The following is a 26,234-nucleotide window of genomic DNA, read 5'->3' on the forward strand; positions in this document are numbered from 1 at the left end:
TAGCGACATTTTTGAATAACTCGCATCTTCTGTAGGCTAGAGTGTCTACTAGGACGGGCTTCCAACCATTAAAAGGTTACCTATATCTGAATACAAACAAATCTGGCCTTTCCAGCCATAAGAAAGGCAATTGCTGTAAAAATAAATCAACCTCGGCTGCACCCGAAGTTCCGGTCTCCATCACCGAATATTTTAGTTCTTACTTTGGTCATATAATCCACTCTATTCATCAAATCGTTATAAGTCTGTTCAAAGTTATTCGTACTACGATTGAGGAGGTATTTTCCATTTGAGGGGTAATTAACTAATTTTCCTGAGCCGTCTATGGGGATACCTAGCGCACTATACCAGGCCGTTGTTATCATTGTGCGTAACGTATTACGACTCAAGTCGTAATCGCCTACATGATAATAAGCATGCTGATTGAAGCATAATATTAAATGGTAATGCCGCTTCCCATTTTTTGTATATTCTCTGACCCATGCGTAACGCAAGTTGGAATGCCGGCTATCAGGCCATTCTTTCCGTTGAATTTTGATATGTTTATCGTGCCCAAGTTTTGCTTTTAACGCGCTGGTAAAACGAGATATAGCACCAGAGTCAATTCTGGGTTGAAAGAATGGGTTGTCCAGATTTTCTGTATCTATTGGGTCGTGTAGATCAACACGTAGAATCATTGTATTAGGATATTCCTTGAGGGAATCATCAATAACCTGTTTAATTCTATCCCGATACAGGGATACATGTGAGCCGAACTCACTAGTATATGTCATATAGCATCCTGTTTTATGATATTGGAGTAGGTAATATATCCAATATATATTACCTATCATGATAACAAACTATTAGCCGGGCTGGGCTCAGTGTTTGTATTTACTCCTGAATTAAAGTTATTTATTATCATCAGATAATGGGATTTAAACCAGCTATGGCTATCAATGTGGTTTTGCCTTTCTTTGCCACAAGTATTCTATTTTGAGAGTACAACATACTGAGTAATTCATTTGCTTTATTACGATTTCTAAATTTATTAGGGCCATATTGGAGTACAGTATTTTTAGTAATGTAAGGTACAACAAGACGATTACAATGATTTTTTATCCACCAATAAAGCTCATCCGCCTCCGAGATTGCAGGCGTTAATTCTTGAGGTTTAGAAAATATGTGGATGTACTCATTAACATACCAGGTAGTTATCTTCACAGCATCTTCGACTGCAGAAAGAGATATATCTCCATCATTGCCATTAAAATAATGCAGCAGAGAGGCCACTCTGGCCATATTTTCTGCGACCTTAGAGGCATAGTCTCTAAAATCTGATAAGGTGCCGAGTAACCCCATATCTGACTCCACCTTGTTATAAAATTCGATCCAGCGATTTTCTGCTTCTACAGAGAACCGCAGACAAAGACGATCATTTTGATTATCTCTGGCAATACTTTCGTTAACTATCTCCATCAGTCGTTGATGGAATACCGGCAAATGTTCGCTTGAAACAACGGGGCTGGTGATTCTTCTGGAACCTTGCTTTGAATCAGGCTGGCATATGAGACATCGAGCGAAAAAACCGATCCCTTTGGCTGTATCGCCTTTACGTTGCAGATAACCTTTAAACACATCAGGCTGAACCATAAGTGCTAGCGTCAGTCTGGCATCTCTGATTAGTTTCTCTGGCTCACTTTTCCTTTCCACTGAAAACGTTGAGCCATCCCACATTTTGTTGATGAAAGGCAGTTCGTTCAGCGTGTAACCGTTAAAAATAGTGCCAGCCTCATCAGACATAATACCGACAGATCGCCAATAACCACAGAGGTAATCTTTAATAGCCGCAGGAGTGGCATCATTAAATATCTGCTTGATTCTGATCGGTGCTTCCTGGTGCGATGCCAACAGAGCTTTAAGTTGTTCATTTGTCGCCAAATGATCTTTGTTACGGCGAATATCTGATTTGATTTTTGACATCAGTGCTTTTCTTTCAAAATTAAAAATTGCTTCATCACTTCGCCAGGTATTAAGAGCATGCGTGTACTTATCAAATAATTTTTCCTCCAGTTGATATAATGGCTTCATCAGCATTTTATCAACCGTACTTTTCCGTTCACCAGATTCTGCAAGTGTCAGCAAGAAAAGTGATACTGGGCTACGTAGATTAGTCAGCCGACAAACATCAATCCGGTTCTGACAGGCAAGAGAAATTACCCCAAGAGCAGAAGCAGCAATCAAACCTTGAGGGGCCTGCGTATGCTGTTCCACTTCATAAATTGCATTTCTGATAATCTGAGGAAACGCATCTACAGGAAAAGGATGACCGTTAAACATACAATACCCTTAATACAATTCACGTTAAAAATTCCGCGCAAGTTGCTATTCCACTATTAATAGCAGAAATAGCAGGATGAAATGACTCTGATTACAACTCTTGAGTGTATGTTCAGGTGACACCTTCAAATAAGTTTGCTGCGTTGCGATAGCCATTCATCAATCTCTGATTCAACCCATCCAACAGATTTCACTCCGAGCATTCGCTTTTTGGGGAAGGAAGCGTCGTAACGCGGTGATTTGGGGTTCAACCAGTCGTAGATTGTTGCCCTTGCCATACCTGTTTTTTGGATTACCGCAGGTAAGCGGAGTATCCTAACGGTTGATGGATTGTTCATGCTTGATTGCCTCTCGTTAGTTCATTTTGGTTGTAGAAAGATTAGCGGCAAGCATTAATGCAAAAAATCCGCGTACCAAAAAAACATTTTTAACAACACTTAACTTATTGATATTTGGTGTGTTTATGTTGTCAGTGATTGAGTTTTGCGAAGAAATTAGTCAAAAATTGAAGTGGCTTTCTGGGTATATGGATGAATGTGAATGGGATATATACATTGATATGCTTAGCGAAAATTATCCTGTGATACGTAAAGAACTAAGCGAAATGCGAGATCAATTCTGGAATTCAGATAAGGTCGGAACACGTGTGATTTTGTACAGTGATCCATCTTGTAAGGAGTATAAATATTGTACTGTTGATGGAGTGGAGCAAATAAAAGAGGAATATGCAGAATTATATGATCCAGCCCAAGAATGCTGGAAAGAGTTAAAATTACGTATTTTCAGAGGAACATTTTCTCATCTTATTCTGGATCCTTTTTTAATTAATGATGTGTTTAAATTACATCTATTTTTTGCTTCAATGTCTTATCAATGGGGAAAATCAGTTATGTCAGAGAATGAGGGTGTTGCTATTAAAGCGTTCATTAAGTCAGCTGAATTATTTGATAGATGTATTGGTATGTCATTGTTTCATGTTTCTGTATCTACCCAAAAAAAATTATCACATGTTAGAGCTAAGGCCGGAAAAGAAGGTGGGAACAGTAAATCAGAAGTGTATCGAATAATTCAGGATAAGCTTGTTTATTTGATCAATAGCTCCGTACCTGAAGGTGGATGGAAAAGTAAAGCAGCTGCGGTGAATGACCTCATTGACCCCTTATGGAAATTTGTCGAAGAGTCAAATTTTGAAATTAATAATCAAAGTAAAAAATACCGGATATCAACGATGAGCCCTGATGCGTTGGCAGATACCATTATAAAAAACTGGTCAAGAAATATTGAGAGTATCAAATTGGCTTTAGATAATACGGTTACTAGAAAAAAGAAAACCAAAGGGTAAAATTCCGTATTACCTATAGGTGAGTTATCAGCACCCATTATGGGTGCTGATGAAGGATTCATCCTACAAGACGTATTCCCCTAATCCCACTATTCACGATGCTGCCGCTATCTGCTGCTTTAACAAAATCAGCCCACCACTGCATCATCGGTCGTCGTTGCTCAAGATAGTCACTTCGATTGTAAGCGCGACGAACCTCATTCTTATCCACATGAGCAAGTGCAGCCTCAATAACATCAGGCGGAAAGCCTTGCTCATTAAGGGCCGTGCTGGCAATAGAACGCAGCCCGTGAGAAACGAGTACGCCTCCTAAGCCAGCACGCTTAAGTGCGGCATTAACTGTTTGGCTGTTCATTGGCTGGGTTGGTTTGATGCGACTGGGAAAGATAAACTCTCGCCCGCCACTGAGTGACTTCATCATTTCCAGAATAGCGAGAGCCCCATCAGATAATGGAACCGTATGGTCCCGGTTCATTTTCATTCGAGCAGCAGGAATTTTCCATTCGCGGGCATTGAAATCGATCTCATCCCATCGAGCCTCAGCAGCTTCGGCAGGGCGGGTGATGGTGAGAAGCTGCCACATGAACAGACATCTTGTGGACAGGCCGATACTTGCCGTACGCATAGTTTGCATTAGCTGTGGAAGTTGATCCGGTCGAATACTTGGCATGTTTTTCTTTTGCGGTTTCTCGAATGCTTTCCCGATGTTTACGCTGGGAACCGCATCAATCAGGCCCGTGTTCTGCGCATAAATCATGACTTCATTAATTCGCTGACAAAGGCGGCGAACGGTCTCTAATGCACCTCTGGCCTGAACCGGCTGAACTGCTTTAACCAGAGTATGAGCCTTAATCTCAGTGACACGGATATCACCGATTGCCGGGAAAACATCTCTCTCAAGCGAGCGCCAGATATCGTCGGCATAGTCCTCTGTTACGCTGGCTTTCTTCACATTCCACCAACGCTCGGCAACTAACAGGAAAGTGTTGGTTTTGGCCTCTTGAGAATTTCTTACCTGTTCTTTCTGATGTTCCTGCGGATCAATGTCTTTCGCCAGTAAAACTCGAGATTCAGCTCTGAGTTTACGCGCATCAGAAAGTGAGACGGCAGGATAGGCACCGAAGCTCTGTTTGGTTCGCTGCTTGGTCAGAGGGCGATAGTAACGGAACTGCCAGAGCTTACTACCGCTGGCCTTGATTAGCAGAGTAAGCCCGTCGCCGTCATACAGCTGGTAATCGGCATCTTTAGGTTTGGCGGCTTTGATTTCCGTATCGGTTAACGGCTTAGTTTTTCTTGCCATGGGGAGTCTCCATGCGTTTAGGCCCAACGAAAACAATAGAGCTTTTCGTTGGGCCTATCAATGGGCCTAAAAGGTTCGGATTTAATTAGTTCTCTTCGGACTTCGCGGGACAAATTGAAGGCACAAAAAAACCCGCAGGGCTTGCGCCGTGCGGGCTCTTAGGACTTCATCGGATGACTCTGGTAATCACCGATGGAGAATTTTGGTGGAGCTGGCGGGAGTTGAACCCGCGTCCGAAATTTCTACATCCTCGGTACTACATGCTTAGTTTGTCTTTACATTCGCACGCCAGCTGCGAACAAACACGCCACTAACGTACTAGCCTGATTAGTTTTAACGCTTCAACCCCAGGCAGGGCTTCCACGCGATCTCTTTTGGGTTTGACCTCTCTTGAATCCCCGTCTTAAGAGCGGAAGCTAGGGAGAGAGGGCTCAGAGCAGGTTATTAAGCTGCTAAAGCGTAGTTTTCGTCGTTTGCGACTATTTTTTTGCGGCTTTTTACGAGGCAAACCGCCCCTCGGCATGCACCTTGGGTTTCGCAAATCCCGTCGAATCCAGAATCAGCCCCAATAGTGTTGAACTGAGTATACCAGATTTTAGATCCTGGATACCAGCCCGGAACGCTAACTTATTGAATAGTACAATAAGTGCGCAGAATCAACGTCCTGCGTTTTTCATAATACGTGCTTTGTCGAGCTGCCATTCGCGCTCTTTCAGATCGGTACGTTTGTCGTGCTGTTTTTTACCCTTCGCGACGCCAACTTTCACTTTGCACCAGGCATTTTTCCAGTACAGCGACAGGGCAACCACGGTGAAGCCTTCACGGTTAATGCGCCCATAAAGGGACTCCAGTTCACGCTTGTTCAGCAGCAGCTTACGGGTACGCGTTGGGTCACACACGTAGTGTGACGAGGCGACGGTCAGCGGCGTGAAGTTGGCACCGAACAGGAAGGCTTCGCCATCTTTCAGGATCACGTAGCTATCACCGATATTGGCTTTCCCTGCGCGCAGCGATTTTACTTCCCAGCCCTGCAATGCAAGGCCAGCTTCGAATTCTTCTTCAATAAAATACTCGTGGCGAGCACGCTTGTTGAGCGCAATGGTCGCCGAGCCTGGTTTATGTGCTTTTTTCTTCGTCATAAGTATCGTAAAGCCATCGGTAATCTGATTTCAAAAAGTCACCTCATTGCGTCCTGTGAGGTCTAACGCGCTATATTAGCACGAGATGAGGCTTAGCGTTTTTTTAACAGGTGATAAATGTTATTATTTGTCGGTTGTGTGACCATGGGAAATGCTATGCCTCAGATTAGCCGTACTGCGCTTGTTCCATACAGCGCGGAACAAATGTATCAGTTAGTGAACGACGTTCAGTCTTATCCAGAGTTTATTCCGGGATGTACCGGGAGCCGAGTGCTGGAGTCTGGCCCGACGCAGATGACGGCGGCGGTCGATGTCTCCAAAGCGGGGATCAGCAAGACGTTCACCACCCGCAATACGCTGACGAGCAATCAGAGTATTTTGATGCATCTGGTAGATGGTCCGTTTAAAACCCTGATGGGTGGCTGGAAGTTTACCCCCCTCAGCGCTGATGCCTGTCGCATCGAGTTCCAGCTGGACTTTGAGTTTACCAATAAACTGATTGAGCTGGCGTTTGGCCGCATCTTTAAAGAGCTGGCCTTGAATATGGTTCAGGCGTTCACTACCCGCGCCAAAGAGGTTTACAGTGTCGCATAAGATAGCTGTCGAGGTGGTGTATGCGCTGCCGGAGAAGCAATATCTCCAGCGTGTGATGCTGGAAGAAGGTGCGACCGTTGAGGCGGCTATTCGCGCTTCTGGCATCCTTGAGCTTCGTCGTGACATCGACCTGGCGAAAAATAAAGTCGGCATTTACAGCCGTCCAGTCAAACTGGCTGATGTGGTGAATGAGGGTGACAGGGTCGAAATTTATCGCCCGCTGATTGCCGACCCGAAAGAGCTGCGTCGCCAGCGTGCGGAGAAATCGGGTAAGTAGTTCGCTCTTCACCTTAAGCCTGATCTCAAAGGGGCGAGGGGGATGAAGGAAAACAAAAAAGGTGCTCATTGAGCACCTTTTTGCATCTCTGACACCTGATTATTTGGTCAGGGCAGGCTTGTTGTCGATATTGGTCAACACACCGGCGCTGCTGAAGGTCAGCGTCAGGGTCTGCTGGGACGCGTCTTCATGGCCCGGCTGCTGACGGAATACATAGAACCAGGTGTTTGTGCCGAACGGATCGGACATCATTGGGGTTCCAAGTGCATAAGCGACCTGCTGTTGTGTCATCCCCACACGGATTTTGGACACATCGTTAGGGGTAAGGTAGTTCCCCTGGTTGATATCAGGACGGTAAACCACTTTCTCCAGAGTGGAACAGCCTGCGGTCAACATCAGAAGAACCGCTGCGGCAGCGGTCAGCATTTTACAACGCATAGTGATTTGATTCCTTTTCGGGCCCGAGCAGAACGCGGCTCATATGTTATATGCCGATGATAATAGACCTTGCCCCACTTTGAAACCGGTCTGGCGGCGTTTTTGTTGTTCTCTATGACCCTGAGATCCCGAAAAAGTTTATGCCGCCAGCAGTTCTTTCGCGTTCGCGAGCGTATTTCGCGTGACTTCACTGCCGCCCAGCAGGCGTGCCAGCTCCTGCAGACGTGCGCGTTTATCCAGTGGCTTCATATGCGTTTCTGTCATTTCACCGTCAGTTTCTTTGCTGACGATAAAGTGATGATGACCACACCCGGCCACCTGCGGCAGGTGGGTAACACACATGACCTGCGTTGATTCACCCAACTGGCGCAACAGTTTGCCGACGACCGCCGCCGTAGGGCCGCTGATCCCCACATCCACTTCATCGAAAATCAGCGCCGGGGTTTCCATTTTACGTGCGGTAATCACCTGAATCGCCAGCGCGATACGCGACAGTTCACCGCCGGAAGCCACTTTAGAGATGGGCTGCAACGGCTGCCCCGGGTTGGTGGTGACGCGGAATTCGATACGGTCCGCACCTTCCGCCGTCAGATGGTTCTCTTCGAAACGGACATCGATGGTGAATACGCCGTGCGGCATCGCCAGCGTGTGCATGCTGTCGGTGATGTGCTGGCTCAGTTCCTGGGCGTAATGTTGACGGATCTCATGCAGCTGTTTCGCCGTCGTCAGCGCCTGTTCATGGTGCAGGTTCACCGCCAGTGACAGGGTTTCCAGCGAGTCAGCCTGATCGTCAAGCTGCTGTTGTTCATCAAGCAGGGACTGATAGTAGCCAGGCAGCTCTTCTGGCGTAACGTGGTGCTTACGCGCCAGCGAGATCTGACGGGAGATGCGTTGCTCCAGCTCAAACAGACGGTTCGGGTCGAGATCCAGACGTTCACAGTAGTGGCGCAGTTCGTCACTGGCTTCTGAAATCTGAATCGCGGCCTCTTCCAGCATATCCAGTACGCCAGAGAGTTTGCTGTCCATGCCGGCCAGCTCGGTGATGAGCTGACGAACATTATACAGCTGGCTCTGCAGGTTCACGTCTTCACCGTCAGCCAGCATGTTAAGGGCATTCTGGCTGGTTGAGAGCAGGTGACCGCTATTAGCCAGGCGCTTGTACTCTTCGTCGATAAGCTCAAATTCACCCGCCTGCGGGCTAAATTCGTTGAGTTCTTTAAGCTGGTATTCCAGAAGCTCAGCACGGGCTGCACGTTCCTGGCTTTGCTGCTGGTGCTGGGCAAGCTCACGGCAGCTTTGATGCCACTGGCGATAGTGCTCCGCCATGCGCTGAGTAAGTGCGTACTCACCTGCATAGCCATCAAGCAGCGCTTTCTGCTGCTCCGGTTTAATGAGTTGCTGGTGCGCGTGCTGGCCGTGGATCTGAATGAGTAACTGGCCGAGCTCGCGAAGCTGGGAAAGCGGGACTGCAGTGCCGTTGATAAAGCCGCGGGAACGACCATCGCTGCTGATAACGCGACGAAGTAAACACTCACGTCCGTCTTCCAGCTGGTTCTCTTCCAGCCAGCGCAGGGCGGCAGGGGTATCTTTCAGGGAGAAGCGAGCGCAGAGATCGGCACGGTTTGCGCCCCTGCGCACCATGTCACCTTCTGCACGGCCGCCGAGGCACAAGCCGAGGGCATCTATGGCAATGGATTTACCCGCACCGGTTTCCCCGGTGATCGCCGTCATGCCGCTGTGGAAATCGATCTCAAGCTCACGAACTATGGCAAAGTTGCTGATGGTCAGTTGTGCCAGCATAATTGTTTTCCTGTATGAAAAACCATGACTGTGTTTTCATACAGTATAAACTGGTTTTATATACAGTAAAGTACTGGATGCAAAATCAGAACAATTTTTTTGACCAGCCAAGCTTCGAGCTTAATGTATTGAAATAGCTGTAATCTTTCGGGTGAATAAGATTCAGGTGGTAATCACACCGACGAATGAGAACATCTTCACCTTCCTGAATAGGCAGCGCAATCTGGCTGTCGCAGCTGATCTCCAGATCGTTACGGCGGTGCGAGAAACGCAGACGGATGGTGCTGCTGCTGTTGATCACCAGCGGACGCGCCGAGAGCGTGTGCGGGAACATCGGTACCAGGGTGATGGCATCCAGTGAAGGGGTGAGGATCGGACCACCCGCAGAGAGCGAGTAGGCAGTCGACCCTGTCGGCGTGGAGATAATCAGCCCGTCAGAACGCTGCGAGAAGGCGAAGATTTCGTCGATATAGACTTCGAACTCAATCATGTGCGCCACTTTGCCGGGATGGAGCACCACTTCATTAATCGCGGTGCTGATGCGCTTCTGGCAGTCCTGCTGACACACCTGCGCTTCCAGCAAAAAGCGTTTTTCGCTGATATAATGACCTTCCAGCACGTCGGCCAGCTGCTGCTGGGCGTTGTCCGGATCGAGGTCGGTCAGAAAGCCGAGATTGCCGCGGTTGATACCGATGACCTTGATGTCATAACGCGCGAGCGTTCGGGCCGCGCCGAGCATATTGCCGTCGCCACCGACCACCACGGCGAGATCCGCCTGCTGGCCAATTTCCGCCAGCGTGCCGGTTTTGACGCTCTTCAGCTGCAGCTCCTGAGCAATCTGCTGCTCGACCATCACTTCATAGCCTTTGCTACACAGCCAGCGATACAACATTTCATGTGTCGTCAATGCGGTAGGGTGACGCGGATGCCCGACGATCCCAATACACCTGAAATGATTATTCATTTTCTGGAGGTCCTTGTGCCTGATGAATGATGACAATCTGTCTTGTTCCCTTGAATCCCGGAAACTGATCCCCATAATAAGCGAAGTTAGCGATATGAATGCAGAAAAACGCGGAGAAATTCATGAGTAGTAAAGAACAGAAAACGCCTGAGGGGCAAGCCCCTGAAGAAATTATCACGGAACAGCACGATGATGTTGAGGCTGTAGAGCCGGACGCATCTGCTGAGCAGGTGGACCCGCGCGATGAAAAAATTGCGAATCTGGAAGCTCAGCTGGTAGAAGCACAGAATCGCGAACGCGACAGTGTTCTGCGCATCAAGGCGGAAATGGAAAACCTGCGCCGTCGTACCGAGCAGGACGTTGAGAAGGCGCATAAATTTGCGCTGGAGAAATTCATCAATGAACTGCTGCCGGTGATTGATAGCCTGGATCGCGCACTGGAAGTGGCTGATAAAGCTAACCCGGACAACACTGCGATGATCGAAGGTATCGAACTGACGCTGAAATCCATGCTGGATGTGGTACGTAAGTTTGGCGTGGAAGTGGTTGGCGATACCAACGTTCCGCTGGATCCAAACGTGCACCAGGCGATTGCGATGGTGGAATCAGAAGACGTTGAAGCCGGTAAAGTGCTTGGCGTGATGCAGAAAGGTTATACCCTGAACGGTCGTACCATTCGTGCTGCAATGGTTACCGTGGCGAAAGCGAAAGCGTAATTTGCCATCTGTAGTGCCGGGTGGCGGCTTGCGCCGTACCCGGCCTACTCTCTACTCTGCAATACTTTCCCGAATCGGTTTTACCGGCAGGACTTTCACCTGCTTAATCATATTGTCCTGCACGTCCAGGATATCAATATCGTATTGCTCAATGCGCACCCGCGTGCCCGCCGCCGGGATCTCTTCCAGTGCTTCCAGAATCATCCCGTTTATGGTGCGTGCTTCATCTTCCGGTAAATGCCAGTTAAAGGCTTTATTGAGTTCGCGAATGTTCGCGCTGCCGTCGATCAGCACCGAGCCGTCGTTTTGCGGGGTGACTTCTTCCGCAAGGGAAGGGGACATTGAGGTGGTAAAGTCCCCGACAATCTCTTCCAGAATATCTTCAACCGTCACCAGCCCCTGAATATCCCCGTACTCATTGACCACCAGGCCGACCTTCTTCTTGTTACGCTGGAACTTCACCAGCTGGGTGCTGAGCGGCGTTCCTTCCGGCACGTAATAAATTTCGTCGGCGGCGCGGAGCATCACCTCTTTGGTGAACTCTTTTTTCTCGGTCATCAGACGATAAGCTTCGCGCACGCGCAGCATGCTGATGGCATCGTCCAGAGAGTCGCGGTACAGCACGATGCGCCCGTGCGGGGAGTGGGTCAGCTGGCGGACGATGGCTTTCCAGTCGTCATTGATATCAATGCCGACGATCTCGTTACGCGGCACCATGATGTCGTTAACGCTGACCTTTTCCAGATCCAGTACCGACAGCAGCATGTCCTGATTACGCCGGGAGATCTGCGAGCGTGATTCATGCACGATGGTGCGCAGCTCTTCTTTGCTGAGCGCGCTGCTGATGGTGACGTCTGCTTTGATACCGATCATCCGCATCAGAATACGCGTCACCATGTTCAGTAACCAGACCAGCGGCATCATCAGGATCAGCAGCGGTGCCAGCAGGAAGCTGCTGGGGTAGGCCACTTTTTCCGGGTAGAGCGCGGCGATGGTTTTAGGCAGCACTTCTGCAAACACCAGCACCACAAACGTCAGCACACCGGTGGCAATGGCGACGCCGGCGTTGCCGTACAGGCGCATCCCAACGATGGTACCGAGCGCAGAGGCAAGAATGTTGACGAGGTTGTTACCGATGAGCACCAGACTGATCAGACGATCCGGTTGACGCAGCAGTTTTTCGACGCGACGGGCGGCACGGTTACCCTGCTTAGCACGATGACGTAACCGGTAGCGGTTTAAGGTCATCATGCCGGTTTCCGAGCCGGAGAAATAGGCGGAGATGACCACCATGACGATCAGGGTAATGATCAGCGTGGTGGTAGAGATGTGTTCCAGGGGGAACTCCTTTGTTACTTAGCCAGCAAATTGCTGTATGAAGCGGCTGCCAAAATAGGCAAGGGTGAGAATGCCCGCGCCCGCGACGTTGAACCAGACCACGCGACGACCGCGCCAGCCTTCATGATAATGGCCCCATAACAGGACAATATAGACAAACCACGCGATGATAGAGAGAACCGCTTTATCGATATTCTCCACGCTGAACAGATTCTTCATATAAAACAGGCCCGTGCACAGCGTTAACGTCAGCAGCACGACACCGACCTGCGTGATGTGGAACATCTTACGCTCAATCACCATCAGCGGCGGCATCTCATGGTTAAAGGCCAGCTTTTTGTTTTTCAGCTGGTAGTCAATCCAGGCGAGCTGCATGGCATAGAGCGCGGCGATAATGAGCGTTGCATAAGCGAAGAGTGACAGGCCGATATGCACCAGCATTCCCGGCGTCGCTTCCAGATGCGTAATAAACTCATTGGGCATAAACGTGGCCAGGGCCAGGTTGATCAGCGCGAAGGCATACACAATCGGCAGTAGCAGCCAGCCACGGTTTTTAGAGGCGACAATGGTCATCACCGTGCAGATCATCAGGCTGACCAGCGAGCCGACGTTGAGCACGCTCAGGTTCTGTACGCTGCCATCGCCGGGGATAATGCGCGATTCCAGCGCGAACGCATGGCTTATCAGTGCGATCACCGCCGAAAGAATAGCCATGCGTCGCCAGCCGCTGTTTTTTTGCAGCAGTCCAGGAATGATCAGCGCGAGGCTGACAGAGTAGGCAACAAGGGCGATCAGTGCGAAAACAGGCATATAGGCATCGACAGTTGTCTTAATAAGAAAGAGAAGCAGTATAACGTTACGTGACGCCTGCTCCAACCGTTGCATAACAACAAAGCCGCCTTCATGTTATACTCCGGCAAAATTCTGTGTATGTGTCGCTGCCAGCGACCCAACGTTTCTACTCAGGCGAGAGACAATGTTTGATAATTTAACCGATCGTTTGTCGCGCACGCTGCGCAACATCAGCGGCCGCGGACGCCTTACCGAAGACAACATCAAGGAAACGCTGCGCGAAGTGCGCATGGCGCTGCTGGAAGCAGACGTCGCGTTGCCGGTTGTTCGTGATTTTATCAACCGCGTTAAAGAGAAGGCGGTTGGTCATGAAGTTAACAAGAGCCTGACCCCGGGTCAGGAGTTCGTCAAAATCGTCCGTAACGAACTGGTTTCGGCGATGGGCGAAGAGAACCAGGTGCTTAACCTGGCGGCACAGCCACCGGCCGTCGTGCTGATGGCAGGCCTGCAGGGTGCGGGTAAAACCACCAGTGTGGGTAAGCTGGGTAAATTCCTGCGTGAAAAGCACAAGAAAAAAGTGCTGGTCGTTTCTGCGGACGTCTATCGCCCGGCGGCGATTAAACAGCTGGAAACCCTGGCGCAGCAGGTCAGCGTGGATTTCTTCCCGTCTGACGTTGCCCAGAAGCCTGTCGACATCGTTAACGCGGCGCTGAAAGAGGCGAAGCTGAAATTCTACGACGTGCTGCTGGTGGATACCGCCGGTCGTCTGCACGTTGACGAAGCGATGATGGATGAGATCAAACAGGTGCATGCCGCTATCAATCCGGTAGAGACCCTGTTTGTTGTTGACGCCATGACCGGTCAGGATGCGGCGAACACCGCGAAAGCGTTTAACGAAGCGCTGCCGTTAACCGGCGTAGTGCTGACCAAAGTGGACGGTGACGCCCGCGGCGGTGCGGCGCTTTCGATTCGTCATATCACCGGCAAGCCGATTAAATTCCTCGGTGTGGGTGAGAAAACCGAAGCGCTGGAGCCATTCCACCCGGACCGTATCGCCTCCCGTATCCTCGGCATGGGCGACGTGTTGTCGCTTATCGAAGATATCGAGAGCAAGGTTGACCGCGCCCAGGCTGAGAAGCTGGCCAGCAAGCTGAAAAAAGGCGACGGCTTTGACCTGACCGATTTCCTTGAGCAGCTGCGACAGATGAAAAACATGGGCGGCATGGCAAGCCTGATGGGCAAACTGCCGGGCATGGGCCAGATCCCTGACAACGTAAAAGCGCAGATGGATGACAAGGTGCTGGTGCGTATGGAGGCGATCATCAACTCGATGACCCTCAAGGAACGAGCTAACCCGGACATCATCAAAGGGTCCCGCAAACGCCGTATCGCAGCCGGTTGCGGCATGCAGGTGCAGGACGTAAACCGCCTTCTGAAACAGTTCGACGACATGCAGCGCATGATGAAGAAAATGAAGAAAGGCGGCATGGCGAAGATGATGCGTGGCATGAAGGGCATGATGCCGCCAGGATTCCCTGGCCGTTAATCGCCTGGCTGTTGGCTATTTTGATGCCGGGGTGTGCCCGAAAAGCGCACCCTGGCCGTGTTTTGCAGCAGAGTTTTAACTGCTGATTGCATTTTCCCCAGAAATCAGTAAAATTTTCGGGCTTTTAATATGACACCCGGGCTCCGTTCCTCGATGGGGCCCGGTTGTTTTATTCACACAAGAGGATGTTATGGTAACTATTCGTTTAGCACGTCACGGCGCTAAAAAGCGTCCGTTCTACCAGGTTGTTGTTACTGACAGCCGTAATGCACGCAACGGTCGCTTCATTGAGCGCGTTGGTTTCTTCAACCCGATCGCTTCTGGTTCTGAAGAAGAAACCCGTCTGGATCTGGATCGTATCGCTCACTGGGTTGGCCAGGGCGCTACTGTTTCCGATCGCGTTGCTACGCTGATCAAAGCAGCAAACAAAGCAGCTTAATCTGTCACGGTGGTCATGATGAGCAATAAAGCACCTGTTGAACCGATTGTATTGGGCAAAATGGGTTCTTGCTACGGTATTCGTGGTTGGCTCAGAGTGTTTTCCTCCACTGAAGACGCTGATAGCATTTTTAATTACCAGCCCTGGTTTATCCAGAAAGCCGGTAAGTGGGAAGAGGTCGAGCTGGAAAGCTGGCGTCACCACAATCAGGACATCATCATCAAGCTGAAAGGCATTGACGATCGTGATGCCGCGAATGCACTGACTAATTGTGAAATTATCGTGGATTCGTCGCAGTTGCCGCAGCTGGAAGAGGGCGACTACTACTGGAAAGACCTTATGGGTTGCCAGGTGGTCACCACTGAAGGTTATAGCCTGGGGAAAGTCATCGACATGATGGAAACCGGGTCAAATGACGTTCTCGTCATTAGGGCAAACCTGAAAGATGCATTTGGCATCAAGGAGCGGTTGGTTCCGTTCCTCGATGGACAGGTTATCAAGAAAGTCGATCTCGCTACTCAAACGATTGAAGTAGATTGGGATCCTGGTTTTTAAATTCTCCGGATAAACGGTAAAAGACGGCGCTATGTGGATTGGCATAATTAGCCTGTTTCCTGAAATGTTCCGCGCGATTACCGATTACGGGGTAACTGGCCGGGCAGTAAAGAATGGCCTGCTGAACATCCAGAGCTGGAGTCCTCGTGACTTTACGCATGACCGGCACCGTACCGTGGACGATCGTCCTTACGGCGGCGGACCGGGGATGTTAATGATGGTGCAACCCTTACGGGACGCCATTCACACAGCAAAAGCCGCGGCAGGTGAAGGCGCGAAGGTGATTTATCTGTCACCTCAGGGACGCAAGCTTGATCAAGCGGGCGTCAGCGAACTGGCGACGAATCAAAAATTGATTCTGGTCTGTGGTCGCTACGAAGGGATAGATGAGCGCGTAATTCAAACCGAGATTGACGAAGAATGGTCTATCGGCGATTACGTACTCAGCGGTGGTGAGTTACCAGCGATGACGCTGATTGACTCCGTTGCCCGGTTCATTCCGGGTGTACTGGGCCATGAAGCTTCGGCAACGGAAGATTCCTTTGCTGATGGGTTGCTGGACTGTCCACACTATACTCGTCCTGAAGTGTTAGAAGGGATGGAAGTACCGGCGGTGTTACTGTCAGGAAACCATGCTGAGATACGTCGCTGGCGTTTGAAGCAGTCGCTGGGCCGAACCTGGCTTAGAAGACCTGAACTTCTGGAAAACCTGGCTCTGACTGAAGAGCAAGCAAAGTTGCTGGCCGAGTTCAAAAAAGAACACGCGCAACAGCAGCATGAACATGATGGGAATGCGTAATACGCTCCCGAATATCAGTTTACCCAGGATAAGAGATTAAATTATGAGCAACATTATTAAGCAACTTGAACAAGAGCAGATGAAGCAGGACGTACCTTCCTTCCGTCCAGGTGACACCGTGGAAGTGAAAGTATGGGTTGTTGAAGGTTCCAAAAAACGTCTGCAGGCATTCGAGGGCGTGGTTATCGCTATTCGTAACCGCGGTCTGCACTCTGCATTCACTGTTCGTAAAATTTCCAACGGCGAAGGCGTTGAGCGTGTCTTCCAGACTCACTCTCCGGTAGTTGACAGCATTGCTGTTAAACGTCGTGGTGCTGTACGTAAAGCTAAACTGTACTACCTGCGTGAGCGTACTGGTAAGTCTGCTCGTATTAAAGAGCGTCTGAACTAAGATTCGCTTAAGCGACATCCTGTTAAAAAGGGCTGGCCGAAAGGCTGGCCCTTTTTTATTCCATTGCACCTCTCGCATTAACCCTTTCGTCATAAATCATTTACAATGCTGGCCTCTTAACGGGAGGGAAAGTGGATAACGTACTGCATCGGCATAACTGGAAACGCGCAGCGGCTTTGACCGCGCTGTTTGCGATCCTGCTGATCGTGGTTGCGCCGCTTATCTCCATCTCGCTGCAAAAAGATCCCATGAGCGCCATGCCGGGAATGCATCATGACATGAGCATGATGTCGATGGATGAGCACCATGGCGATATGCCGCACTCGATGCCCGTCGACCATGCGGAAGCGTGTGGCTACTGTGTACTGTTAGCGCATGTGCCGGGCATGATGCTGGCGCTGATTGTACTGCTCAGTGTGGTACTGCAAAGGAGTCGCGTTACACCGCCGCAACCGCCGGTCAGCCACTGGCACTTTTTCCCCTGGCTCTTTCCTGATACCCGCGCGCCGCCGCGGCAGTCTGCTTTTTCCCTTTAAAAAAAATCGATAACTTTTTGCCTTAAAAAGGAAAAGTATGACTACCTGCACTCCGCGCGCGGCATGGGGAAACCTGCTGCGTCGACTCCATTTCTATGTCGGGCTGTTTGTTGGCCCGTTTATCTTCTTCGCCGCGCTGACCGGTACGCTGTATGTGGCGACGCCGCAGCTGGAAAACACGCTTTACCGGCACGCGTTGCACACGGATTCGGTGGGAGAGGCGCAGCCTCTGGCCGAGCAGATTGCCGTGGCGGAAAACGCCGTGGGTTCAGATCTGCGCCTGCATGCCGTTCGTCCGGGGCTGGTTGACGGTGATACTACCCGCGTAATGTTCGCTGACCCGGCGCTTGGCCCCTCGGAGAACCGCGCTATCTTTGTGGATCCCGTGAGCCTTGAGGTGCGGGGCGATATGACGGTGTACGGCACGAGTGGCATTCTGCCGTTGCGCCAGACCATCGATTATCTGCACACCTCGTTGATGCTTGGCGATGTCGGGCGTCTCTATAGCGAGCTGGCCGCCTCCTGGATGTGGGTTGCCGCGCTGGGTGGAATCGCCCTGTGGTTTTACACCCGACCAAAACGTCGGATGGACAACCGTTTCCAGAACCGCCGTCGTGTGCATGTGGCACTGGGCTGGGTGTTACTGGGGGGAATGTTATTGTTCTCAGCGACAGGCCTGACGTGGTCTCAGTGGGCGGGCGGTAACGTGGATACACTGCGTGCCCGGATGAACTGGCTTACGCCGCAGGTCAATACTACGCTCTCCGGTGTGCCTGCCATCATGGACGAGCACGCTGAGCACCGTGGGCATCATAGCGGGATGATGATGCCCGGGATGGTGATGGATCCGACGCTTTTTGATGACGTCCTGCATGCCGCCCGTACGGCGGGTATAGATGCCAGCAAGCTCGAAATCCGCCCGGCGAAAACGGCTGAACAGGCCTGGACCGTGACGGAAATCGATCGTAGCTGGCCGACTCAGGTCGATGCGGTGGCGGTCGATCCGCACGCCATGCACATTCTGGACAGAACCCGGTTTGAAGATTTCCCGTTAATGGCAAAACTGACCCGCTGGGGCGTGGATTTCCACATGGGGATCTTGTTTGGGCTGGCCAATCAGCTGTTGCTGATCGCGTTCGGTATTGCCCTGTGCGTGCTGATCGTCTGGGGATACCGGATGTGGTGGATGCGTCGTCCGGCGCAATCGGTCGTGAACCCGGTTCAGACGCTCTGTCAGAGCTGGCTGGCGCTATCGGGATGGGGAAGAGCCGTCACGGCGATAGTGAGTGTCCTGCTGGGGCTGGCGATGCCGGTGATGGGTGTGAGTCTGGCCCTGTTTGTGCTGGTCGACTGGCTGCGCTGGCGAGCGGCAACAGGCGTGTCGCTCGCAGAATCATCGGTTAAATAACCTTATGGCGTGCTGATCACCACCGCAACCCGGCGGTTTTCAGCGCGCCCTTTTGCAGTACTGTTGTTCGCAACAGGGTATTTTTTGCCTAACCCCTGCGTGGAGAGGTTGCTGCGTGGGATATTGGCTCCCTTCGCCCAGGCGTCGGCTACCGCATTTGCACGTTTCAATGACAGCGCTTCGTTGTAGCGCTCTTCGCCGTAGTTGTCCGTGTGACCGTCCATACGCGCGTGGTTCAGGCCGGTTGCCGCGAGGCGAGAGGCCATAGTCTTGATCTGCGTTTCACTTTCCGCACGCAGCCTGGCGTCATTTTTATCAAACAGGATGGTATCTGACAGGCCAAGAGACCAGTCGCCGTTCAGTTCGTTAAAACCGTAAGACTTCATCGCCGCAATCTGCTCAGGAGTGAACTTGCCTTGCGGCGGTGACTGGCAACCTGCCAGCACGACTGAGGCTAATAACAACGGCGCGAAGTATCGCTTTAACATATCGTTTCCCTTCTAATTTATCGTTTTTGTACGCTGGTTTTAACCTGGTACATATTGCGGTCGGCTTTCTCCAGTAATGCTTCCACAGAACCATTTTCCCACGCCAGAGCAAAGCCAATACTGAGTGACATTGATGCTTTTTGCCCGTTATGCAATTCGAACGGGCGGATAAACTGCTGCGATAAGGCAGCACAAAGATGTTGAACCTCAGGCTCTGAATGGACGCCGTACAGCACCATGGCAAACTCGTCGCCGCCAAGGCGGTATGACTGATGGCGCTTATCACCGAACTCGACCATTCTTCTGGCGACTTCAATCAGCACACAGTCTCCTGCCGCGTGTCCCCAGGTGTCATTAATAAACTTAAAATTATCACCGTCGAGGAAGAGCAGGGCCGAGTTTGTTTTTGCTGAGGGGTCATTCATTAATGCCGCGATGCTGTTACGAAACGCCGCACGGTTGGCAAGACCCGTCAGCGGGTCGTGCATGGCGGTGCGTAATAGCTGGGCGTTTTTCGCCTGCAGTTTAAGCTGCCACTCCTCCATTTCATCCAGAAGGCTGTTGAAGTCCTCGCCAAACTGGTGAAATTCTTCAATGCGCCCGTCTTTCACCCGTCGGGAGAAGTTACGGTTAGTGCGTACGTCATGAACGACGTCAGTAATGTTTTGCAGCGCTGTAACCATGCCGTGATGCAAGGATTGCGTAATGGTCAGTGCGACCACCGTCGCAAACAGAATACAGCCGGTGAGAACGGCAAACGACATCCAGATGAAGTGGCTTATCAGGCTGTCACGCGCGGTAAGGCGTATTTCGCCAATCGTTGAGCCGTTATGGAATACGGGCTGGGAAATCGGCTCGGGGAAAAGCCAGCGGCTGACCAGTGCGCCCAGGGTGTCGTTGTTATCCGCCGGGTTCCACGACCAGTACGCAAAGCGTTTTTTGTGCACGTTGAGGACTTCAGCCACGGCAAACTGGCCCTGTTTGCCAAGGGCGGCAAGCGTTTCATTGGCTGCCACTGAATCGTTGAACACCAGGGAGGCTTCAAGGCTGTGGCTCATGGTGGCGCCGGTTAATTCGAGATTCTTTTGTGCGTATTGCTTTAATGTCACGACGGAGGCAAAACAGAGGAGCAGCCATATTAATGTCATCGTGATGATGACGCTTATCATGCTGATTCGTCTGAGTGTTCTTTTAAACGTCGGACGTGGCGCTGAAGTGAAATCTTTATCCATGCTGCTTATTCCGTGCGAGCATTAATACATCCGGATTGACTCTCACGCCACTGCGAGTCAGCGCATCCAGATTGACGGAAAACCGGACATGGTTGCGATCAATTATCAGGCAAAAGGCGCTGCCAATAATACATTCCGGATTTTGCTCTGAGATTAATAGCAATGCTCTGCCCTGATACTGACTTATTAATTCACGTTGTTTTACGGGGGATTCCGCCCCGAAATAAATAGCATCACACGTCGCGGACAGGGCTTCCTGATCGTTACGCACAATAACGGGGGTATAAGGTAATTCGCTTTGCCCGTCCTTGCTGGTGAGTGCATGCGTGTAGTGAGAAGAAGCATAAACACAGAGTTTTGGCTGGCCGGAAAGTGACGGCCATCGGGTGTAGCTCACAATACCTGAAACGATCGAACGTACCGATTTATCGGTTTCGGTGAACGTGCCTGCCGCCGCTGCGCCCACCATAAGGAACAGCATTAGCACCAGAGTGAGTCGGAAAAAAGAGATCAAGGATAAATTTCTCACCAGAATCCGCCACTTCGCTCCGGAAATAGATGTCCTTAAGAGTTGTGGGCAGAATACCATTGTTTACCAAAGCCGTCATTATGTCAGAATTTTCCCTGCCTCGACCTAAGCTAAATCCTACACTTTGTTATATTCCGGTGAATAAAAAGAGGCTTAATTAAGTCTGCTGGAGCGCATGCTTTCATCCATGCCTTTTTGCCATGACTCGTGCAGTTTTGCTGCATTTTCAGCAGTATCGCAGCTGGCAGGAAAAGATTTGCCCGCTAATCCCCAGGCGTGGAGAAAACCTTCTTCACACACTTTCTTCTGTCCGTCTGCATATCCCCGGAGATATTCACTACGATCAACATGCGGATCATTAAAATTATCGGCCAGCGTCTGGTTATCTTTAACCGGCAGACCATTCATGGCGTCTTCTTTACCTGCATCAAACCAGCTGGGGCTGGTCCAGTCCGGGTGGAAGGTATAAGGATTGATTTGGCAACCCGATAAAATGAGCGACAACAGCACCAGAGCAATTGAACGCATAGCCATTCTCCTTTTTTCTTCAGCATAGCCTGGTAACGGAAAGTAAGGGTGTAATTTAAAGTTTACGGATCTGGCGGCTGATTTTTGCAATAAATTGGCGATCGTAAAGAAAAGTGTACGTATTTTGGATTGAAATCTTTACTTGTTATGGTATCGTTGTTTCACCTCTTCGAGGAAAACAACTATCGCAAACGAGCTTTACAGGATCGCAATCATGCAAAAAGACGCGCTGAACAACGTACACATCACTGACGAACAGATTTTGATTACTCCGGATCAACTGAAAGCGGAATTCCCGCTGAGCATCGCGCAGGAGGCTCAAATTGAGCACTCGCGTCAGACCATTTCAGACATTATCGCTGGCCGCGATCCGCGCCTGCTGGTGGTATGTGGTCCTTGTTCTATTCACGATCCTGAAGCCGCCATTGAGTACGCTCGTCGATTTAAAACATTAGCGGAGGAGGTCAGCGATAGCCTCTATCTGGTAATGCGCGTCTATTTTGAGAAGCCACGTACCACCGTTGGCTGGAAAGGGTTGATTAACGATCCGCACATGGATGGCTCGTTTGATGTGGAAGCAGGACTGAAAATTGCGCGTCGTCTGCTGGTGGAGCTGGTCAGCATGGGGCTGCCGCTGGCCACTGAAGCGCTGGATCCGAACAGCCCGCAGTACCTGGGCGACCTGTTTAGCTGGTCTGCCATTGGGGCACGTACCACGGAATCACAAACCCACCGCGAGATGGCGTCTGGCCTGTCGATGCCGGTTGGTTTTAAAAACGGTACCGATGGCAGCCTGGCCACTGCAATTAACGCCATGCGTGCCGCGGCAATGCCGCACCGTTTTGTTGGCATTAACCAGGCGGGGCAGGTTTGCCTCCTGCAAACGCAGGGTAACCCGGATGGTCACGTGATCCTGCGCGGTGGTAAAGCACCGAACTACAGCCCGGCAGATGTGGCACAGTGTGAAAAAGAGATGGAGCAGGCGGGACTGCGCCCGGCACTGATGGTAGATTGCAGTCATGGTAATTCGAATAAAGATTACCGTCGTCAGCCTGCGGTTGCGGAATCTGTGGTGGCACAGATAAAAGACGGCAACCGTTCTATTATCGGTCTGATGATTGAGAGCAATATTCATGAAGGCAATCAGTCATCTGAACAACCGCGCAGCGCAATGAAGCACGGCGTATCCGTCACGGATGCCTGCATCAGCTGGGAAACCACCGACGCGCTGCTGCGTGAGATCCATAAAGATTTAAGCGGCCAGCTGGCGACGCGTCTGGCTTAAGAGGGTAGTTATGGTTGCTGAATTGACCGCGTTACGCGATCAAATTGATGAAGTAGATAAGGCGTTGCTGGACCTGCTGGCGCGCCGTATGGCTCTGGTTGCCGAAGTGGGTGAGGTAAAAAGCAAATACGGCCTGCCGATTTACGTCCCGGAGCGTGAGGCATCCATGCTGGCCTCGCGGCGCAAAGAGGCCCAGGCGCTGGGCGTCTCGCCGGATCTGATTGAAGATGTCTTGCGTCGCGTAATGCGGGAATCCTATTCCAGCGAAAACGATAAGGGCTTCAAAACCCTCTGTCCGTCCTTGCGCCCGGTGGTTATTGTGGGTGGTGCGGGCCAGATGGGGCGTCTGTTTGAAAAAATGCTGACGCTTTCTGGTTATCAGGTTCGCATTCTGGAAAAAGAGGACTGGGAACACGCGCCAGCGCTGATGGCCGATGCGGGGATGGTTATCGTCAGCGTGCCTATCCACGTGACGGAGCAGATCATCGGCAAGCTTCCACCGTTGCCGAAAGATTGCATCCTGGTTGACCTTGCATCGGTCAAAAATGGCCCCCTGCAGGCGATGCTGGCGGCGCATACTGGCCCGGTGCTTGGCCTGCACCCGATGTTTGGTCCGGACAGTGGCAGCCTGGCGAAGCAGGTTGTGGTGTACTGCGATGGTCGTCAGCCGGAGGCCTATCAGTGGTTCCTGGAACAGATTCAGGTATGGGGTGCCAGGTTGCACCGGATCAGCGCGGTAGAGCACGATCAGAACATGGCGTTCATTCAGGCGCTGCGCCATTTTGCGACCTTTGCCTACGGTTTGCATCTGGCGGAAGAGAATGTGCAGCTTGAACAGCTGCTGGCGCTCTCTTCGCCGATCTATCGCCTGGAGTTGGCGATGGTCGGGCGTTTGTTCGCTCAGGATCCGCAGCTTTACGCCGACATTATTATGTCCTCTGAGAACAACCTGGCGCTTATCAAACGTTATTACCAGCGGTTTGGTGAAGCGATCACCTTGCTGGAGCATGGCGATAAGCAGGCGTTTATCGACAGCTTCCGTAAAGTCGAGCACTGGTTTGGCGATTATGCGCAACGTTTTCAGAGTGAGAGCCGCACGCTTTTGCGTCAGGCAAATGACAGTCGCCAGTAATGCGATGATGTATATACTAAAAGCCAGCAATGCTGGCTTTTTTCATTTTGGGGAACTGTTATGGCCGAACCGCAGCCGCTGTTGAATTACACCGGGCATCTGCCCGAATGTCCGACGTGGAGTGCCGAAGAGCATGCGCTCTACTGGGCAGATATTCTGGAGGGGGAGATCCACCGTTATCATCTGCCCACCGCGGAACACACGGTACTCTCTTTCCATGAAGAAGTAGGCTGTTTCGCTCTGCGTGAGCGTGGCGGCTTTATCGTCGCGATGCGCAATGGCATCTGGCTTGCTGACAAGCACGGCCTGCTCCAGCGCAAGGTGTGTGATAACCCCTCTAACCCGCAACTGGCGCGTTTTAATGATGGAGGTACCGATCATCATGGACGGTTCTATGCGGGAACCTTCTGGGGACCTGGGGATTACAACGGCGCCATGCTGATGCGTATCGATAATGACCTGACGCCGAAAGTGATCCAGTGTGATATTCACGGGCACAACGGTCTGGCATTCAGCCCGGACAAACAGTGGATGTTCACCTCTGACACGCCAAATGGCGTTATCTACCGCACGCCGCTTGATGAGCAAGGTGAGCCGGGGAAACGCGAGATATTCCGCCGCTTTAAAGAGGGGGAGGGCATACCCGACGGTGCTGCGATGGATGAAGAAGGCTGCTACTGGAGCGCAATGTTTGATGGCTGGCGTATCGCACGCTTTTCACCGCAAGGGGAACAACTGGAAGAGCATCGCATGCCGGTTCGTTGTCCGACGATGGTCTGCTTTGGCGGCGAGGATATGAAGACCCTGTTTATCACGACCACGCGGGAAAATATGGATGCGGATGAAGTGGCGCAGTATCCGCTCTCCGGCGCCATCTTCACCCTGCCCGTCAGCGTGGCAGGGATGAAGAAAAGCCGCTTTATCGAACGTTAAGCGGGGTCAACCGGCACGACGTTTTCGCTCGGATAGCAGCCAAGCACTTTCATTGAGCGGGTGATTTCACCCAGTTCACGCAGGGCTTTCTGCATGGATGCAGATTCCAGGTTGGCCTGGATATCCAGATAGAACATCTCTTCCCACGGATTACCATGAATCGGGCGAGATTCCAGCTTCGTCATGATCAGGTTGTGGTTACGCAGTACCAGCAGGGCCTCAACCAGCGCACCCGCCTGCTGCCCGGTCGCCATCAGCAGTGTCGTTTTAGCCGGAACCTGCTCAGAGACATTGATGGCTTTACGGGCCAGTACCACGAAGCGGGTGATATTTTGCGTCTGGTTCGCCAGGTTGCGTTCCAGTACCTGCAGGCCATACAGCGCTCCGCCCGCCTCGCTGCCAAGCGCGGCCACCGTCGGGGAATTTGCCTGCATCACTTTTTCCATCGCCGCAGAAGTGCTTTCGGTGTACTCAATTTTCCAGTTCGGATAACGGTTGAGGAACTGACTGCACTGCTGGAACGGTTGTGGGTGACTGTACACCGTCTCGATTTGGCTTAGGTCGGTTGAGCCAGAGACCAGTACGCAGTGATCGATAGGGATGGTCATCTCGCCAACCAGCGACAGCGTAGTGTGCTGCAGAAGATCGTACACGTCGTTAATGGCGCCTGAGCTGGTGTTTTCAATCGGTACGACGGCGTAATCCGCCTGTCCGGTTTCGACCTGATTGAAAATATCAGCAAATTTTGCGCAGCCGCTTTCAATAAACTCTTCGAAATGACGCGCTGCGTACTGGCGTGCGGCAAGGTGAGAGTAAGAGCCTTTTGGGCCGAGGAAGGCGACACGTGCAGAGTGCGGGTTCGTTTTATTCAGATGCTGCTGGAGTAGCGCTTGCTGGGTCAGAACGGAGTCTTCGATGATGAGCTGGAACAAACGGGTGATGTAATGGGCGTCGAGGTGGTGCGCTTTGCCAAGCTGAATCAGGCGTTCCAGCAGGTCGCGTTCACGGTCAATATCACGCACCGGCCGATGGGAGTCCAGCTTGGCTTTTCCCACTTCGATGGCGAGTGTGCGACGTTCTGCCAGCAGGGCCAGTAATTTTTCGTCCAGTGCGCTGATTTTCACTCGCAGGTCCAGTAACGGGTTTTCCGGTGTCATAGTGTTGCCTGTCTCGTTTATCGTTATTAATAAAAAAGGCCTCCCGGTGTGGGAGGCCTTGTTGTTCGTCTTCGCATTCTTTATCACACGACGAAACGCCTCCCAATCAGGGGAAGGTAAAAAAGAATGCGAAGAAAAACGGTGTGTGTTTCATGAAATCATCCTGTCGTTGATACCGTTAAAGTACCCGTACTGTTTTCACGCTGTCAATAAAAAACGCGCCCGAAGGCGCGTTGGCGGTAAACTCAATTTAAAGG

At 51.2% G+C, this 26,234-nt stretch carries 29 protein-coding genes, 1 other RNA gene, 1 pseudogene and 1 other annotated feature; of the genes and pseudogenes, 14 read left to right on the top strand and 17 right to left on the bottom strand.

Annotation, left to right across the window (positions count from 1 at the left end; genetic code table 11):
• Positions 1-146: 146 nt before the first annotated feature.
• The 3 genes from AM410_RS12800 to AM410_RS12810 all read right to left on the bottom strand — a co-directional run bounded on the left by AM410_RS12800 (position 147) and on the right by AM410_RS12810 (position 2,657).
• Positions 147-773, bottom strand: a complete 627-nt coding sequence (locus AM410_RS12800; protein ID WP_108647936.1) for an inovirus Gp2 family protein — start codon at positions 771-773, stop codon at positions 147-149.
• A 130-nt stretch (positions 774-903) separates the two neighbouring features.
• Positions 904-2,319 (bottom strand): YfjI family protein, encoded by a 1,416-nt coding sequence (locus AM410_RS12805; RefSeq protein ID WP_108647937.1) that lies wholly within the window; start codon positions 2,317-2,319, stop codon positions 904-906.
• Positions 2,320-2,444: 125 nt separating this feature from the next.
• Positions 2,445-2,657 (bottom strand): AlpA family transcriptional regulator, encoded by a 213-nt coding sequence (locus AM410_RS12810; protein WP_032191013.1) that lies wholly within the window; start codon positions 2,655-2,657, stop codon positions 2,445-2,447.
• Positions 2,658-2,782: 125 nt separating this feature from the next.
• On the opposite strand from AM410_RS12810, the gene AM410_RS12815 reads away from it, so the two are divergent.
• Positions 2,783-3,661 (top strand): hypothetical protein, encoded by an 879-nt coding sequence (locus AM410_RS12815; RefSeq protein ID WP_108647939.1) that lies wholly within the window; start codon positions 2,783-2,785, stop codon positions 3,659-3,661.
• Between the two features lie 58 nt (positions 3,662-3,719).
• Here the strand turns inward: AM410_RS12815 and AM410_RS12820 are convergent, their stop codons facing one another.
• The 3 genes from AM410_RS12820 to smpB all read right to left on the bottom strand — a co-directional run bounded on the left by AM410_RS12820 (position 3,720) and on the right by smpB (position 6,100).
• The gene (locus tag AM410_RS12820) at positions 3,720-4,961 is read right to left on the bottom strand and encodes an integrase (RefSeq protein WP_108647941.1); all 1,242 of its coding nucleotides are present in this window, start codon (positions 4,959-4,961) and stop codon (positions 3,720-3,722) included.
• Positions 4,962-5,164: 203 nt separating this feature from the next.
• Positions 5,165-5,528: a transfer-messenger RNA gene (gene ssrA, locus AM410_RS12825) on the bottom strand.
• A gap of 89 nt (positions 5,529-5,617) precedes the next feature.
• Positions 5,618-6,100 (bottom strand): SsrA-binding protein SmpB, encoded by a 483-nt coding sequence (gene smpB, locus AM410_RS12830; RefSeq protein ID WP_008502505.1) that lies wholly within the window; start codon positions 6,098-6,100, stop codon positions 5,618-5,620.
• A 156-nt stretch (positions 6,101-6,256) separates the two neighbouring features.
• Between smpB and AM410_RS12835 the strand changes: the two genes are divergently transcribed.
• Positions 6,257-6,694: a type II toxin-antitoxin system RatA family toxin gene (locus AM410_RS12835; protein WP_218190033.1), complete on the top strand. Its 438-nt coding sequence runs from the start codon at positions 6,257-6,259 to the stop codon at positions 6,692-6,694.
• Positions 6,684-6,971 carry an RnfH family protein gene (locus AM410_RS12840; RefSeq protein ID WP_032680464.1) on the top strand — a complete coding sequence of 96 codons (288 nt, stop codon included), beginning with the start codon at positions 6,684-6,686 and terminating at the stop codon, positions 6,969-6,971. Before AM410_RS12835 ends, AM410_RS12840 begins: the two co-directional genes overlap by 11 nt.
• Positions 6,972-7,070: 99 nt before the next feature.
• Here AM410_RS12840 and bamE read toward each other — a convergent pair whose 3' ends face one another.
• The 3 genes from bamE to nadK all read right to left on the bottom strand — a co-directional run bounded on the left by bamE (position 7,071) and on the right by nadK (position 10,173).
• Positions 7,071-7,409: an outer membrane protein assembly factor BamE gene (bamE, locus tag AM410_RS12845; protein WP_014171256.1), complete on the bottom strand. Its 339-nt coding sequence runs from the start codon at positions 7,407-7,409 to the stop codon at positions 7,071-7,073.
• 138 nt (positions 7,410-7,547) lie between these two features.
• Positions 7,548-9,209 (bottom strand): DNA repair protein RecN, encoded by a 1,662-nt coding sequence (recN, locus tag AM410_RS12855; protein ID WP_020883908.1) that lies wholly within the window; start codon positions 9,207-9,209, stop codon positions 7,548-7,550.
• Positions 9,210-9,294: 85 nt separating this feature from the next.
• Entirely contained in the window at positions 9,295-10,173 is an 879-nt protein-coding gene (gene nadK / locus AM410_RS12860) for an NAD(+) kinase (RefSeq protein ID WP_020883909.1), read from the bottom strand.
• A 122-nt stretch (positions 10,174-10,295) separates the two neighbouring features.
• Between nadK and grpE the strand changes: the two genes are divergently transcribed.
• Positions 10,296-10,889, top strand: a complete 594-nt coding sequence (grpE, locus tag AM410_RS12865) for a nucleotide exchange factor GrpE (protein WP_020883911.1) — start codon at positions 10,296-10,298, stop codon at positions 10,887-10,889.
• Between the two features lie 51 nt (positions 10,890-10,940).
• Here the strand turns inward: grpE and AM410_RS12870 are convergent, their stop codons facing one another.
• A complete protein-coding gene (locus AM410_RS12870; RefSeq protein WP_040018985.1) occupies positions 10,941-12,227 on the bottom strand; it encodes an HlyC/CorC family transporter in 1,287 nt (428 codons plus the stop codon).
• 18 nt (positions 12,228-12,245) lie between these two features.
• Positions 12,246-13,037: a cytochrome C assembly family protein gene (locus tag AM410_RS12875; RefSeq protein ID WP_003863130.1), complete on the bottom strand. Its 792-nt coding sequence runs from the start codon at positions 13,035-13,037 to the stop codon at positions 12,246-12,248.
• Between the two features lie 166 nt (positions 13,038-13,203).
• Here AM410_RS12875 and ffh point away from each other — a divergent pair, with 166 nt between their 5' ends.
• The 7 genes from ffh (at position 13,204) to AM410_RS12910 (ending at position 18,693) form a co-directional block, all read left to right on the top strand.
• On the top strand, positions 13,204-14,565 hold the full coding sequence (gene ffh, locus AM410_RS12880) for a signal recognition particle protein (protein ID WP_014171250.1): 1,362 nt from the start codon (positions 13,204-13,206) through the stop codon (positions 14,563-14,565).
• A 190-nt stretch (positions 14,566-14,755) separates the two neighbouring features.
• The gene (gene rpsP / locus AM410_RS12885; protein ID WP_014171249.1) at positions 14,756-15,004 is read left to right on the top strand and encodes a 30S ribosomal protein S16; all 249 of its coding nucleotides are present in this window, start codon (positions 14,756-14,758) and stop codon (positions 15,002-15,004) included.
• Between the two features lie 15 nt (positions 15,005-15,019).
• Positions 15,020-15,559, top strand: coding sequence for a ribosome maturation factor RimM (gene rimM / locus AM410_RS12890; RefSeq protein ID WP_032670210.1), 540 nt, complete (start codon positions 15,020-15,022; stop codon positions 15,557-15,559).
• Between the two features lie 31 nt (positions 15,560-15,590).
• Positions 15,591-16,358 (top strand): tRNA (guanosine(37)-N1)-methyltransferase TrmD, encoded by a 768-nt coding sequence (gene trmD, locus AM410_RS12895; RefSeq protein ID WP_014171247.1) that lies wholly within the window; start codon positions 15,591-15,593, stop codon positions 16,356-16,358.
• A gap of 43 nt (positions 16,359-16,401) precedes the next feature.
• Positions 16,402-16,749: a 50S ribosomal protein L19 gene (gene rplS / locus AM410_RS12900; protein WP_002914145.1), complete on the top strand. Its 348-nt coding sequence runs from the start codon at positions 16,402-16,404 to the stop codon at positions 16,747-16,749.
• 131 nt (positions 16,750-16,880) lie between these two features.
• Positions 16,881-17,285, top strand: a complete 405-nt coding sequence (locus AM410_RS12905) for a DUF2946 domain-containing protein (RefSeq protein WP_014171246.1) — start codon at positions 16,881-16,883, stop codon at positions 17,283-17,285.
• A 37-nt stretch (positions 17,286-17,322) separates the two neighbouring features.
• On the top strand, positions 17,323-18,693 hold the full coding sequence (locus AM410_RS12910; protein ID WP_020883915.1) for a PepSY-associated TM helix domain-containing protein: 1,371 nt from the start codon (positions 17,323-17,325) through the stop codon (positions 18,691-18,693).
• Between the two features lie 2 nt (positions 18,694-18,695).
• On the opposite strand, the gene AM410_RS12915 is transcribed toward AM410_RS12910, so the two are convergent.
• The 4 genes and pseudogenes from AM410_RS12915 to AM410_RS12930 form a co-directional block, all read right to left on the bottom strand.
• Positions 18,696-19,181 (bottom strand): OmpA family protein, encoded by a 486-nt coding sequence (locus AM410_RS12915; protein ID WP_020883916.1) that lies wholly within the window; start codon positions 19,179-19,181, stop codon positions 18,696-18,698.
• A 12-nt stretch (positions 19,182-19,193) separates the two neighbouring features.
• Positions 19,194-20,413: pseudogene (gene dgcN / locus AM410_RS12920) on the bottom strand (diguanylate cyclase DgcN).
• On the bottom strand, positions 20,406-20,894 hold the full coding sequence (locus AM410_RS12925; protein WP_020883918.1) for a YfiR family protein: 489 nt from the start codon (positions 20,892-20,894) through the stop codon (positions 20,406-20,408). The pseudogene dgcN and the gene AM410_RS12925 overlap by 8 nt, the downstream one beginning before the upstream one ends.
• A 201-nt stretch (positions 20,895-21,095) precedes the next feature.
• Positions 21,096-21,470, bottom strand: a complete 375-nt coding sequence (locus tag AM410_RS12930) for a DUF2799 domain-containing protein (protein WP_020883919.1) — start codon at positions 21,468-21,470, stop codon at positions 21,096-21,098.
• A gap of 214 nt (positions 21,471-21,684) precedes the next feature.
• Between AM410_RS12930 and aroF the strand changes: the two genes are divergently transcribed.
• The 3 genes from aroF to AM410_RS12945 are packed head-to-tail and all read left to right on the top strand — an operon-like array spanning position 21,685 to position 24,820.
• The gene (gene aroF / locus AM410_RS12935) at positions 21,685-22,755 is read left to right on the top strand and encodes a 3-deoxy-7-phosphoheptulonate synthase AroF (RefSeq protein ID WP_020883920.1); all 1,071 of its coding nucleotides are present in this window, start codon (positions 21,685-21,687) and stop codon (positions 22,753-22,755) included.
• A 10-nt stretch (positions 22,756-22,765) separates the two neighbouring features.
• Positions 22,766-23,887, top strand: coding sequence for a bifunctional chorismate mutase/prephenate dehydrogenase (gene tyrA / locus AM410_RS12940; protein ID WP_014171239.1), 1,122 nt, complete (start codon positions 22,766-22,768; stop codon positions 23,885-23,887).
• A gap of 60 nt (positions 23,888-23,947) precedes the next feature.
• On the top strand, positions 23,948-24,820 hold the full coding sequence (locus tag AM410_RS12945) for an SMP-30/gluconolactonase/LRE family protein (RefSeq protein ID WP_014171237.1): 873 nt from the start codon (positions 23,948-23,950) through the stop codon (positions 24,818-24,820).
• Here the strand turns inward: AM410_RS12945 and pheA are convergent.
• Together pheA and pheL are read right to left on the bottom strand one after the other, a co-directional pair.
• The gene (gene pheA / locus AM410_RS12950; protein WP_020883922.1) at positions 24,817-25,977 is read right to left on the bottom strand and encodes a bifunctional chorismate mutase/prephenate dehydratase; all 1,161 of its coding nucleotides are present in this window, start codon (positions 25,975-25,977) and stop codon (positions 24,817-24,819) included. The genes AM410_RS12945 and pheA overlap by 4 nt on opposite strands.
• 29 nt (positions 25,978-26,006) lie before the next feature.
• Positions 26,007-26,132: a sequence feature (Phe leader region), on the bottom strand.
• Complete coding sequence (pheL, locus tag AM410_RS12955) at positions 26,084-26,131, bottom strand: pheA operon leader peptide PheL (protein WP_001386991.1); 48 nt, start codon at positions 26,129-26,131, stop codon at positions 26,084-26,086. (Overlaps the previous feature by 48 nt.)
• Positions 26,133-26,234: the final 102 nt, after the last annotated feature.

It is taken from the genome of Enterobacter cloacae complex sp. FDA-CDC-AR_0164 (genome assembly GCF_003071645.1).
Taxonomy (GTDB): domain Bacteria; phylum Pseudomonadota; class Gammaproteobacteria; order Enterobacterales; family Enterobacteriaceae; genus Enterobacter; species Enterobacter ludwigii.